Origin of the sequence: Eikenella glucosivorans (assembly GCF_016025525.2) — a bacterium.
In the GTDB taxonomy this organism is placed as follows: domain Bacteria; phylum Pseudomonadota; class Gammaproteobacteria; order Burkholderiales; family Neisseriaceae; genus Eikenella; species Eikenella glucosivorans.
In genome coordinates, this window is record NZ_JACSGR010000002.1 from 42,598 (window position 1) to 54,938 (window position 12,341).

Below are 12,341 nucleotides of genomic sequence, written 5' to 3' on the forward strand. Positions count from 1 at the left end.
GGTTACAGACGGCTTATTGCGGATCCAAGCCCTGCAAAATACGTTGCGCTTCGGCGGCGCTGAGGTTGTAGCGGTAGTAGCGGCGGTAGAAGTCCTGCGTTTTGGCGGTCATGTCTACGTCGTTGAAACGCTGCGGGTGCAGCAGCTTGGCCGCCCACAGCACTTGCAGGGCGGCTTCGGTGCCGTAGCGGTCCCAGCCGAAGGTGCCGATGGGGTTGGCGTGCAGGCGGTTGTTTTGCACGGCTTTGATGCTGCGCCAGGCGGGGTCTTGCCTGATACGGGCGATGGACTGCGCGGCATTACGGCCGCCGATGATGATGATGTCGGGGTTGGCGCGGATGATGGCCTCCATCGACACTTCGGTGAGGTTGGCCTGTTCGGGCAGTGCGGGGCGGCCGCCGGCAGTGCGTATCCATTCGCCGATGAGGGAACGGCCGCCGTCGATGCGGCGCAGGTTACTGCCGCCGGTAAGATGCAGCACGGTGGGTTTCTGCGCTTCGGGCAGGTTAGCGAGGCGGCGGTGCACGAGGCTGATATTGCCGTCGAGTTCGGCGTTGTATTGGCGGGCGATTTTCGGGGCGTTGCCGCCGATGACCTCGGCGGTGATGCGGACGGTCTGTTTGAGGCCGTTATAGTCTTGGAAACGCACCAGCACGGGTTTGAGTCCGGCGCGGCGCACTTGTTCCTGCATGGCGGGCTGGGAGAGCAGCACGGCGTCGGGGCGCACGCCGATGAGGGCTTCGGCCTGCACGGTTTGGCCGTTGCTTAAGGCGGGCACGTTTTTGATGCGCGGATAAACTTTGGCAAACCAGGGCAGGTTGCGGACGGATTCGGTGGTGGCCACCAGTTTGTCTGCGCCGCCGAGCATGAGCACGACTTGGTTGTTGGCGGGCCACAGGTCGGCGATGCGGTTTACCTGCTGCGGCAGTTCGACCACTTGGTTGTTGATGTCGCGCACGGGGCGGGCGTGGGCGGGTTGGAGGGCGAGCAGCAGGCCGGCGAAGGCGGCGGCGATGAGTTTGGGGCGTTGACGGGACATGGAGTTTCCTTGTTGCTGGGTTGAAATAGGGGCGTTGTGCCGGGTATGGGCTACCTGAAAGCGCGGTTTCAACAAAGTGAGCAAACAGCCTGCACGAGGCGGCTTGTTTTTCAGGTAGCCCTTCGGTTTCTCTTGTTCGGTGTGTGGCTCGGCTGTTACTCCGCGCGATTGCATTTTAACTGGCATTGAAGCCGCGCTTTCAGACGGCCTCGCGCGCCGTTTTACAACTCTGCCACGGCGCAGACGCGACGCGGCCAGTTGGGTACGTCGAGCAGGCGCAGGCCAACACCGTAGAGGGCTTCCAGCCGTTCGCTGCTTAAAATATCGGCGGTGTTGCCGCTTTGCAGCGTGCCGTCGGCGGCGAGGATGGCGGTTTGGCTGTGCGGCAGGCGGCCGTGCAGCAGCAGCGGGTGTTCGGGGTTGTGGGTGGTCATGACGATGGTGTAGCCGCGTTCGGACAAATCGGCCACCAGCCGCAGAGTCTGCACGGCGTTGCCGTAATCCAGCGCGGAGGTCGGCTCGTCGAACAAAATCAGTTCGGGCTGCTGCACCAGCACTTTGGCGATGTTGGCCAGTTGTTTTTCGCCGCCGCTGGTTTCCATGTAGATGTGTTGCGCCAAGCGGGCGATGCCGAGCGTTTCCAACGCCTGCATGGCGGCTTCGTAGTCGGCAGGCTGCGGTTTGGCGGCCATGCCGATGCGGGCGGCGCGGCCGAGGACGACGTAGTCGAGCACGGTGTAGCGGTAGGTTTGCGGCGCAGCCTGCGATACATAACCTGCCACGCGGGCGATTTCGCGCGGGCGCATGGTTTGCACGTCGCGCCCGCTCAGCAGCACGCGCCCCTGTTGCGGGGCAAGCAGGCCGGCGGTGCAGTTGAGCAGGGTGGATTTGCCTGCGCCGTTGCGGCCGAGCAGGGTAAGCAGTGCGCCGCGCTCAATATGCAGGTTGATGCCGTTGAGCACGGGGCGGCCGCGGTAGGTGTAGTGCAGGTTTTCGATGTTCAGCATGATGGGCGGTGGCTACCTGAAATTGGTTTCCAAAGGGCAGTGGTTGGGCGGTGCGTTTTGGTTTTTCAGGTAGCCTTCATTGGGTTGGGAAAGGGTTGGCCGGAGGCGTGGGGCTCGGTGCGGTTGAAGCAAACAAGGTGGATTTTGCGGGGCAAAAGCGGCCTGCAATCCTAATCCGCCACCTTCTGCCGCACCAGCACCCAGGCGAAAAACGGCGCGCCGATAAAGCCGGTGATGATGCCCAGCGGGATTTCCTGCTCGTACAGGTTGCGCGCCAGCGTGTCGGTGCACAGCAAAAACAGCGCGCCCGCCAGAATCGAGAGCGGCAGAGTGCGCAGGTTGTTGTCGCCCGCCGAGAGCCGCGCCAGGTGCGGCACGACCAGCCCCAGCCAGCCGATGGTGCCGCTCAGGCACACGGCCGAGGCGGTCAGCAGCGTGGCACAGACGACCATCACCGTGCGTTCGCGGCGGATTTCCGCCCCCACCAGCCGCGCCTCGCGGTCGCCCAGCGACAGCACGTTGATGCGCCAGCGCATCGCCACCAGCACCGCCGCCGACAGCAGCATGACGGGCGCGAGCGCGGCCAGGTTGCCGTATTCCGATTTGGCCAGGCTGCCGAGCTGCCAATACACGATTTCCGCCAGCTCGGTTTCCGGATCGGCCAGATATTTCATCAGCCCGAGCGTGGCCGACATAAAGCCCGACACCACAATCCCCGCTAAAACCAAAATCACCGCCGAATCGCGCCCCACCAGGCGGGGCAGCACCAGCGTCATCATCACCGCCAAAAGGCCGCCTGCAAAGGCCGCCGCCTGCGTGCCCCAAATGCTCCAACCCAGCAGGATAGACAATGCCGCGCCCACGCACGCGCCGGAAGACACGCCAAGCAGGTCGGGCGACACCAGCGGGTTGCGGAAGATGCCCTGATAGGCTGCGCCGGAAGCCGCCAGCGCCGCGCCCACCAGCATGGCCGCCAAAATGCGCGGCAGGCGCAGGTTCAACACGATGTTGGCCTCCACCTCGCCTACCGGCGCGGGGGTCAGGCTGCCTGCAAACGGCAGATGCCAATCTGCCGCCCACTGCGCCGCACCCTGCAACAGGCTACGCCACACCGCGTCCACCGGCACGGGGTAACGCCCCCACGACAGGGAAAACAGCACGGCCAGCAGCAAAACGGCAGACAGTGCCAGCATCAGCAGCGGGTAGCCGGAAAAACGGGCGGGGCGGGGAGCGGGCATGGTGTTCGGGTTTCGGCAAAAACGTTGCATTTTAGCCGCAGGGCAGGCGGTGGTTTATTGTACGAAAGGAGTAGGCGGGGGAATTGTGTTGCGGCAAACACACTCGGCAGCCACCCGACATCCGGTGGGGAATGCAGGCCGTCTGAAAAGTTTGCCATGCCGCAAACCGCATCCGGCAAGGCTTTTCCACATCGGCCGAGCCGCGCCCACCGGTGGGACTAATCCTTTCGCATAATAGTTTTAATTTTGGTAAAGACAGATGATTGCGCCCCGCTGGATTCCGGCCGGAATCTGAAGAAGCATAAACCGGCTAAAACAATGATTTCAGCCCGCCTCAATCCGGATTAAGCCGAACATTTTTCAGGTAGCCTCAAGTCGCATTGCCGAGCAGGCTACCTGAAATTGGTTCTCGCACCTAAAACCCGTTTAAACCCTACCAAGGACACACCTCATCATGCGCCCCGCATTATTCCGCCTCACCCTGCTCAACGCCTTGCTGCTCTCCGGCTTTGCCGCTGCGGAAACCACTGCCGCCAGCGAACCCGCCGGCAGCACCGAGCTGGAAACCATCTACGTTACCGCAGAAGCCCAAGCCAAACAGCAGCTCGGTTCTTCCGTCATCACCGCGCAGGACTTGCAGCGCATGCCGGTCACCAACGACATCTCCGAAATCGTCAGCAAAATGCCCGGCGTGACACTCAGCAGCAACTCGCCCGGCGGCGCACGCGGCAACAAACGCCAAATCGACATCCGCGCCATGGGGCCGGAAAACACACTGATTTTGATTGACGGCAAACCCGTGCGCTCGCGCAACGCCGAACGCTACGGACGCGGCGGCGTGCGTAACACGCGCGGCGATTCCAACTGGGTACCGCCCGAAATGATCGAGAAAATCGAAGTGTTGCGCGGTCCGGCTGCCGCCCGCTACGGCTCGGGTGCGATGGGCGGCGTGGTGAACATCCGCACCAAATCCATCACCCGCGAATTCCACGGCAGCGTCGGCACTTATATTGAACAGCCGCAAAGCGGCACCGAGCAAGGTGCCACGCGGCGCGCCAACTTTATCGTGTCCGGCCCCATCGTACAGGACAAACTCGGTTTCCGCCTCTACGGCAACATCAACAAAACCAGTCCCGACGATTTAGACATCAACAGCAGCGCGAACACCGGCACTGCCCTGAGCGCCGGCCGCGAAGGTGTGCGCAACCGCGACATCGCAGGCCGCCTGCAATGGGACATCAGCCCCACCCAGCGCATCACCTTCGATGCCACCTACAGCCGCCAAGGCAATATCTACAACGGCGACACACAGAGCAGCAATGTGCTCGTCCCTGCCGTACGCAATATCGCCTTCCCCTTAATCGGCACGGAAACCGCCCGCCTCTACCGCCAAAGCTATACCCTCACCCACCGCGGCAGCTGGGATTGGGGCGATGTGGAAAGCTACATCAGCTTCGACAAAACCGTAAACAGCCGCTTGCCTGAAGGCCTGCTCGGCAGCACCGAAGGCGCTTATAACAGCACCACGGGCTTCTCCGACAGCGTGCTGAAAAACTACCGCTTCGGCACCCGCGCCGACCTGCCCCTTTCCAACCATACCCTCACCGTCGGCGCCGAAGGCGGCCGCTCCGTGCTGGATGATTCCGCCTCCATGTCGCAAACCATGCAGACCTACGGCGACATCCCGTGGCTGGCCAGCACCGGCCGCAGCGGCAAAGGCAGCCAGAACGACTTCGCCATCTATATCGAAGACAACATCTCGCTAAACCAAGGCCGTACCTTCCTCATCCCCGGCCTGCGTTGGGACTACAACACCGCCTTCGGTTCGGTTTTCTCGCCCTCGTTCAACTTCTCCCATGCCTTAAACGACAACTGGCGGATTAAGGGTGGCGTGGCTCGTGCCTTCAAAGCGCCCAACCTGTACCAGACCCAGCCCAACTACATGCTGACCAATGCCAGTCACGGCTGCCCCATCGACGAGCATAACCGATGGGACAACCCCAATGCGCAAAACAGCAGCGCCACCAGTGGCGGCCCCGGCACGACCGCAGGCAACGCCTACTACAACAGCAACCCCGGCGGCTTCGACTGGGGCCGCGCCTGCTACTTCGTCGGCAACAAAGACATCAAGCCCGAAACCAGCATCAACAAGGAAATCGGCTTCGAGTTCAGCAAAGACGGCTATCTGGCTTCGCTGGCCTATTTCCACAACGATTACCGCAACCGCATTGTTGACAACGGCGAATTCGTTACCACCATCGATGCCCCTGCCGGTGGCTATAACCGCGACGTGCGTCCCACCAATAACCGCGGCGGCGTAAACATTTGGCGCAATTACACCGCCACCAACGTGTATCAGTGGGGCAACCGCGGCAAGGCTGTGCTCTCAGGCCTGGAAGGCAACCTCACCCTGCCGCTGATCCGCGATAAGCTGACCCTCAGCACCAACTTCACTTATTTCCACCGCAACGAAGAGAAGTTCTACGGCAACCCCGTGTCCATCGTGCCGAAATACACCGTCAACAGCGCGCTCAACTGGCAGATCACCCCGGCCTGGGATCTGAACGCCACCTACACTTACTACGGCCGCCAGAAAACCGGCTCCAAGCCTACCCGTTTCATCGACGTGTATTACGAAGACGGCGGCAGCAAGCTGACCGAATACCAGATGGGCAGCTACGGCGTGTTCGGGCTCAACGTCGGCTACAACTGGAAAGACAGCATCAGCCTGCGCGCCGGCGTGAACAACTTGTTCGACAAAACCATCCTGCGCACCGCCGGACGCGCCAATACCTACAACGAACGCCGCCGCAGCTTCTTCTTCAACGCGCGCTACTCGTTCTAAAACCGGCAAACCGCAAACGCCCGCCCACCTCGGCAAACAGGTTGGCGGGCGGTTTTTTGCAGGTTTGCCCGGAAGCGGCAGCCGGATTTTCAGGTAGCCTTTGCCACGGCAGCCTGAAAACATCGGGTTTGCCTTTTCACGCAGGCAAATAAGGTGTTCGGGTCAGCCGGGTTCTGCGAAGCTCAAACACGGTTTCCGCGCCGCCGGATACCGGTTTCCATTACCAGCAAAAGGCTACCTGAAATTTTCAGGTAGCCTTTGTTGGTTGGATGCAGGAAACTTTCTGTATGCGGTTGGGGTAGCGAATGCGGTTTAAATCAGGCCAAGGCGGCAAAACCGCAAACAGTATGGCAACAGGGCAGGGTAACACTGCCCTGGTTTGAAACCCATCAGCATAAAATTTCGGCGTATCGCAAACTTGGTGACGGCTGCCTGGTAAAAAGGCTACCTGAAAATGGATTTCCGTTTTCAGGTAGCCTTGGTTGGGGCATGCATCTAAGTGGCTTAGCAGGCTTCATTCTTTCGGTGCTTCTTCCGGCAGCGGTACTTTGTGCTGCACGGCATACACGGCGGCCTGCACGCGGCTGCCGAGTTCGAGTTTGCGCAGGATGTTCTGCACATGCACTTTCACAGTGGATTCGGCCAAATCCATGCGTTTAGCGATGATTTTGTTGCTGTAGCCGGCGGCGAGGTAGCCCAATACTTCCAGCTCGCGCGAGGTGAGGGTGTCGAGGGCGTTTTTGGCCTGCGGCAGGGTGGGGCGGATGAGGGATTGCACCATGCAGGCCATCATTTCGGGGGAAAACACGTTGTCGCCGTTGGCGGCTTTGCCGATGGCATCGATAAGGAAATTGGCGTTGATGTTTTTTAGCAGGAAGCCGCAGGCGCCCAAACGCATGCATTCCACCAGGTCTTCGCCATCTTCCGATACGGTGAGCATCACCACTTTCTGCTCGGGGCGGCTACTGAGGATTTGTGCCAGGGCTTCGCGCCCGCTCATCACGGGCATGTCCAAATCCAGCAGCACCACGTCCGGCGCGAGCTGGCTCACCAGTTTCACGCCGCTCAAGCCGTCGGCGGCCTCACCCACCACTTCGTAGTTTTCCTGCCGGGCGAGCAGGGCTTTGATGCCGCTGCGGAACAGGGTGTGGTCGTCGATGAGAACGATCTTGATTGTGTCGGTCATACCTGCCTTCTTTCTATGTTGGGAAGTTTCAGGGTTACCCGGGTGCCGCCGGGCGCGGATTGCAAGCCAAGCTCGGCGCGGATGCGGCTGGCGCGCTCGCGCATGATGTGCAGCCCCACATGGTGGCTGTGCTGCTCTTTGATGCGCTCGGTGTCGAAGCCGCAGCCATCGTCTTGGATGCTCATGGTGAAATCTTGCCCGTTGTCGAAGCGGATGTCTACTTGTGAAGCCTGCGAATGTTTGCGCACGTTGGAGAGGCTTTCCTGCAGGATAAACACCACCTGCAATTGCTGCTCGTTGCTCAGCGGCGGGCCGTTGCCGTGCCAGCTCAGGCGCACGGCGATTTGGGTTTGGCGCTCAAAGCGCTCCACCAAGGCCTGCACCACACCGGCGAAATCTTTGCTGTTGATTTTGGTGCGGAAGTTGCTCAGCAGTTCGCGCACGTCGTCGTAGCATTCTTGGATGCCTTCTTTGATGTATTGCAGGTTTTCGTTGATCTGTTCCTGTTCGTGGTTTTGCAGGGCGGCTTCCAGCATCTGCACTTGCAGGTTGAGGAAGGTGAGCGCCTGGGCGATGCTGTCGTGCAGGCCTTGGGCAATCAGGTTGCGCTCCTGCAATACGGCCAGCTGGCGGCTCTCGTCGATCAGGCGCAGGTTGCTGATGACCACGCCGAACTGGCTGCACAGTGCTTCCCACAAATCGCTGTCGGCCATGGCCACCGGTTCTTTCTGTTTGAAATACAGCGTCACCATGCCGAAATCTTGCGCCTTGTAGCGGATTTTGAAAATACGCAGCTGGGAGAAACCGAGTCGGCTGCATTCCTTGCCGTCGATGTCAGCATTTTGGCCTTCGTTTGGCTTTTCCGCATCCCGCACGAAGCGGATGGGCTGCCAGTCGTCCTCCATCACAGCATGGCCGCATAGGCAGTCGTCGAAGCGCTGGCAGGCTTCGGCGGTTTGCAGCGAATCGGGCAGGCCGATTTGTGTCACTAAATCCATGCGCTGCCGTTTGAAGTCGATCAGGCGAATGCTGCCCGCGTCGGCCGACACCATTTCCAGCATTCTTTTTAAAAACACTTCGGCGGCACCGGCGGTGGTTTGGGTTTGGCTGAGGAAGTGCGAGAAGAAATAGAGGGTTTCCAGCGTGTGGTGTTTGGCTTCCAAATCGCGCGTTTTCTCGGCTACTTCTTCTTCCAAATGCGAATAGAGCTGGGAGAGGCGGCTGCTCATCTGGTTGAAGCCGTTGTCCACACGGGCGAATTCGGAGGAATGGTCGATGGGGATCTGGATGCCGAGCTGTCCGCCGTGGATGGCGGCCACACCCTGTTGCAAATGCTGCAAGGGGCGGATGATCCACCAATACAGCAGGAAGATCATGAAGGCCGCACTCATCGCCACCAGCACCAGCAGGCTGCTCTGGAACAGGCGCAGCCAGGAAATATAGCGCGTGTTGGTCTGCTCCACAGCGGAAACCACGCTGTCGAGGCGGTTGAGGAAGGGCTGCAGCTCTTGGTCGGTAATCGGTTTGTGCTGCTGTGAGGCTACCTGAAAACGTGGGCGGACAGATTGTTGCCAATGGGTGTCCAGCTCGTTGAAGCGCTGCCACACGATGTCGTCGGGCGGCAGGAACAGCGGGCGGCGGCGGTCGCCTTGACGCACGTTGGCGAGGATGCCGTCGTATTGCTGCAGGCGCTGCTCAATTTCGGCGGCGGGGGCGTTTTCGCGGATGAGCAGGGCGATGCGGTAGCTGCGCAGGCGCAGGCTGCCGATGTCGTTGATGGCCGCCGCGCTGCCTTCCAGCCGCCACGACAACAGCAGGGTGTAGCTGCTGGAGGCGGCGGCCAGCACCAGCCACAGCAGGGTGAGCAGTTTGAGTCGGACAGACAGGCTCTTGAGTAGTTTCATCGGCGGGTTTTTAAAGAGGATAGGGGCAACACGGCGGCCGCAACCGCCCACATTATCCATAATTATACGCGCTAATTGTTTCACTTTTCTGGTGTAATCAGAAGGAGGCTGGCCACCTAATCCTTTAGGATTAGACAGCCTAGCTACAACAGGGCTTATTTCACGCAGGGCTTTGTTCTAGAATTTCTGCCGGAACAGCGGTTTTGGCCGGCCTGATGAAATGTTTTTTTATCAATAAGATATGCTGAATCATCTTTTCAGGTAGCCTGATGATCCGCCCGATTCATATCATGATATAGAGAATAAAAAATGAGATCAGAAAACTACAAACGCTACTCGGTATTGGCTTCCAGCACCTTCTCGTTCACCGTTTGCTTTATGGTGTGGATGATGTTGGCGATTGTCGGCGTGAAGGTGCAGGAGCAGCTCGGCCTGAACGAAACACAAACCGGCATCCTGATGGCCGTGCCGGTGCTTTCCGGCTCGCTCATCCGAGTGCCGCTGGGCATCTGGACCGACAAATTCGGCGGCCGCATCGTGATGTTCGTGCTGATGCTGCTGTCCGTGCCCGCCATCTTTCTGATGGCCTATGCCACGCATTATTGGCACTTCATCGCCATCGGCCTGATGATGGGCTTGGCCGGCGGCTCGTTTTCGGTGGGCACGCCCTATGTGGCGCGCTGGTTTCCCAAGCAGCAGCAGGGCTTGGCGATGGGCATTTTCGGCGCGGGCAACGCGGGCAGCGCCATCAACAAATTCGTCGCCCCCGCGCTGATTAAATATTCTGCTGCGGCAGGCGCGGGCGCGGCGGCCTGGGTCATCGTGCCCAAGGTGTATGCCGCGATTATGGCCGCCACCGCCGTGTTGTTTTGGTTTACCACCTATCCCACCCCGCATAACCCGAACACTGCGCCCAAGGCTTCGCTGAAAGAACAGTTGGCGATGCTGAAAGACCCGGGCGTGCTGCGCTACAGCCAGTATTATTCCGTGGTGTTCGGCGGCTACGTCGGCTTGGCGCTGTGGATGACCAAATACTACATCAACGAATACGGCCTCGAAATGGCCACCGCCGGCCTGCTGGCGGCCTGTTTCTCGCTGCCCGGCGGCGTGCTGCGCGCCATCGGCGGCTGGCTGTCGGACAAATACGGCGCATACAAAGTTACCTGGGGCGTGATGTGGGTGCTGTGGGTGTGCTTCTTCATCCTGTCCTACCCGCAAACCGATTTCGTGATTGCCACCACCCACGGCCCGCAGAGCTTCCATATCGGCCTGAACGTGGTGTTGTTTACCATTCTGATGTTCACCGCCGGCATCGCCATGGCGGTGGGCAAGGCTTCGGTGTTCAAATTCGTAGCCGACGACTATCCGAACGACATCGGCACGGTGTCCGGCATTGTCGGCTTGGCGGGCGGTTTGGGCGGCTTCCTCTTGCCGATTATGTTCGGCATGCTGCTCGATCTCACCGGCATCCGCTCCACCACCTTCATGCTGCTCTACGGCACGGTGTGCGTGTCGCTGGTTTGGATGCACTTCTCGTTTAAAGCCAAACGCGGCCAGTAAGCCGGAGAAGGCTACCTGAAAAACGCAGTTAAAGCGCAGCGGAAATTTTCAGGTAGCCCCTAGCAAACCCATATTTCATTAGGAGCACACCATGTCGTCCCACCTGATTCAAGACTGGCGGCCGGAAGACGCCGAGTTTTGGCAAAACACCGGCCGCAAAGTCGCCCGCCGCAACCTGTGGATTTCCATCCCCGCGCTGTTCCTCGCCTTCGCCATGTGGCAGGTGTGGAGCGTCACCATCCTCAACCTGCCCAACATCGGCTTTAATTTCAGCAAAAACCAATTGTTCTGGCTGGCGGCGCTGCCCGCCTTATCCGGCTCGACACTGAGGGCGTTTTATTCCTTTATGGTGCCGATTTTCGGCGGCCGCAAATGGACCACGCTGTCTACCGCCAGCCTGCTGCTGCCTGCACTGGGCATCGGTTTTGCGGTGCAGAATCCGGATACCAGCTATGCCACCATGGTCATCCTGGCGCTGTTGTGCGGCTTCGGTGGCGGCAACTTCTCCTCCAGCATGGCCAACATCAGCTTCTTCTTCCCCAAAGCCGAAAAAGGTACCGCCCTCGGCCTGAACGCGGGTTTGGGCAATCTGGGCGTGTCCGCCGTACAGTTTGCCGTGCCGTTGGCAATCACCGCCGGCCTGTTCGGTGCGCTCGGCGGCGAACCGCAAACCATGATGAAAAACAACGAGACCGTGCAAATCTGGTTGCAAAACGCCGGGTTTATCTGGGTGCCGCTGATCCTGATGTCCACCGCCGCCGCCTGGTTCGGCATGAATGATTTGGCCAGTGCCAAAGCCAGCTTCAAAGAGCAGGCCGTGATTTTTTCGCGCAAGCACAACTGGATCATGTGCATCCTGTATTTGGGCACCTTCGGCTCGTTTTTGGGCTTCTCCGCCGGATTCCCGTTCCTCATCAAACTGCTGTTCCCCGAAACCGACCCGACCAAATTTGCCTTCCTCGGCCCGCTGATCGGCGCGCTTACCCGTTCCGCCGGCGGCTGGGTGTCCAGCAAGCTGGGCGGCGCGCGTACCACGCAGATTGTGTTTGTCGGCATGATTGTCGGCGTATTGGGCGTGCTGACCTTCCTGCCGGGGCATAGCGGGGGCGGCAGCTTCGCCGGCTTTTTTGCCTGCTTCATGCTGCTGTTTGCCTTGAGCGGTGTCGGCAACGCGTCCACCTTCGTGCAGGTGCCGCTGATTTTCCTCGGCTTCCATCAGAAATTTGTCGATGAAGGAAAAATCACGCAGGAAGAATGCGTGCACAACGCCAACCGCGAAGCGGCCGCCGTGATCGGCTTCACCGCCGCATTTGCGGGCTACGGCGGTTTCCTGATTCCGAAAAGCTTCGGCACCTCACTCGAACTGCTGGGCAGCGTAAACGGCGCCCTGATCGGCTTTATCGCCTTCTACGTTATCTGTGCCGCACTCAACTGGTGGTATTACGCGCGCAAAAACGCCGAAGCCAAATGCTGAATTAAGAGGCTACCTGAAAATTCAACACTGCCGTGTTTTCAGGTAGCCTTTACCACCCGCCGCCCTCCAACCCGATAATAAGGAAACC

8 protein-coding genes are annotated in these 12,341 nt (G+C 59.9%); 3 read left to right on the forward strand and 5 right to left on the reverse strand.

Annotated elements, in window-relative coordinates:
* Positions 1-13: 13 nt before the first annotated feature.
* From H9Q10_RS02175 to H9Q10_RS02185, 3 genes are all read right to left on the reverse strand, one after another.
* Entirely contained in the window at positions 14-1,039 is a 1,026-nt protein-coding gene (locus tag H9Q10_RS02175) for an ABC transporter substrate-binding protein (RefSeq protein WP_197902408.1), read from the reverse strand.
* 221 nt (positions 1,040-1,260) lie between these two features.
* Entirely contained in the window at positions 1,261-2,046 is a 786-nt protein-coding gene (locus H9Q10_RS02180; protein ID WP_197902409.1) for an ABC transporter ATP-binding protein, read from the reverse strand.
* 170 nt (positions 2,047-2,216) lie between these two features.
* Positions 2,217-3,284, reverse strand: a complete 1,068-nt coding sequence (locus tag H9Q10_RS02185) for a FecCD family ABC transporter permease (RefSeq protein ID WP_197902410.1) — start codon at positions 3,282-3,284, stop codon at positions 2,217-2,219.
* A gap of 454 nt (positions 3,285-3,738) precedes the next feature.
* Between H9Q10_RS02185 and H9Q10_RS02190 the strand changes: the two genes are divergently transcribed.
* A complete protein-coding gene (locus H9Q10_RS02190) occupies positions 3,739-6,129 on the forward strand; it encodes a FepA family TonB-dependent siderophore receptor (protein ID WP_197902411.1) in 2,391 nt (796 codons plus the stop codon).
* Between the two features lie 514 nt (positions 6,130-6,643).
* Here the strand turns inward: H9Q10_RS02190 and H9Q10_RS02195 are convergent.
* A complete protein-coding gene (locus H9Q10_RS02195) occupies positions 6,644-7,315 on the reverse strand; it encodes a response regulator (protein ID WP_197902412.1) in 672 nt (223 codons plus the stop codon).
* Positions 7,312-9,219 carry a type IV pili methyl-accepting chemotaxis transducer N-terminal domain-containing protein gene (locus H9Q10_RS02200; protein WP_197902413.1) on the reverse strand — a complete coding sequence of 636 codons (1,908 nt, stop codon included), beginning with the start codon at positions 9,217-9,219 and terminating at the stop codon, positions 7,312-7,314. The genes H9Q10_RS02195 and H9Q10_RS02200 overlap by 4 nt, the downstream gene beginning before the upstream one ends.
* 309 nt (positions 9,220-9,528) lie before the next feature.
* Here H9Q10_RS02200 and H9Q10_RS02205 point away from each other — a divergent pair, with 309 nt between their 5' ends.
* Both H9Q10_RS02205 and H9Q10_RS02210 read left to right on the forward strand, forming a co-directional pair.
* Entirely contained in the window at positions 9,529-10,779 is a 1,251-nt protein-coding gene (locus H9Q10_RS02205) for an MFS transporter (RefSeq protein ID WP_197902414.1), read from the forward strand.
* Positions 10,780-10,870: 91 nt separating this feature from the next.
* Positions 10,871-12,253: a NarK family nitrate/nitrite MFS transporter gene (locus H9Q10_RS02210; RefSeq protein ID WP_197902415.1), complete on the forward strand. Its 1,383-nt coding sequence runs from the start codon at positions 10,871-10,873 to the stop codon at positions 12,251-12,253.
* Positions 12,254-12,341: the final 88 nt, after the last annotated feature.

What these genes read in the sequence shown, in the direction of transcription:
- H9Q10_RS02175 (WP_197902408.1), bottom strand. Translation starts at nt 1,039, where the DNA reads ATGTCCCGTCAACGCCCCAAACTCATCGCCGCCGCCTTCGCCGGCCTG.
- H9Q10_RS02180 (WP_197902409.1), bottom strand. Translation starts at nt 2,046, where the DNA reads ATGCTGAACATCGAAAACCTGCACTACACCTACCGCGGCCGCCCCGTG.
- H9Q10_RS02185 (WP_197902410.1), bottom strand. Translation starts at nt 3,284, where the DNA reads ATGCCCGCTCCCCGCCCCGCCCGTTTTTCCGGCTACCCGCTGCTGATG.
- H9Q10_RS02190 (WP_197902411.1), top strand. Translation starts at nt 3,739, where the DNA reads ATGCGCCCCGCATTATTCCGCCTCACCCTGCTCAACGCCTTGCTGCTC.
- H9Q10_RS02195 (WP_197902412.1), bottom strand. Translation starts at nt 7,315, where the DNA reads ATGACCGACACAATCAAGATCGTTCTCATCGACGACCACACCCTGTTC.
- H9Q10_RS02200 (WP_197902413.1), bottom strand. Translation starts at nt 9,219, where the DNA reads ATGAAACTACTCAAGAGCCTGTCTGTCCGACTCAAACTGCTCACCCTG.
- H9Q10_RS02205 (WP_197902414.1), top strand. Translation starts at nt 9,529, where the DNA reads ATGAGATCAGAAAACTACAAACGCTACTCGGTATTGGCTTCCAGCACC.
- H9Q10_RS02210 (WP_197902415.1), top strand. Translation starts at nt 10,871, where the DNA reads ATGTCGTCCCACCTGATTCAAGACTGGCGGCCGGAAGACGCCGAGTTT.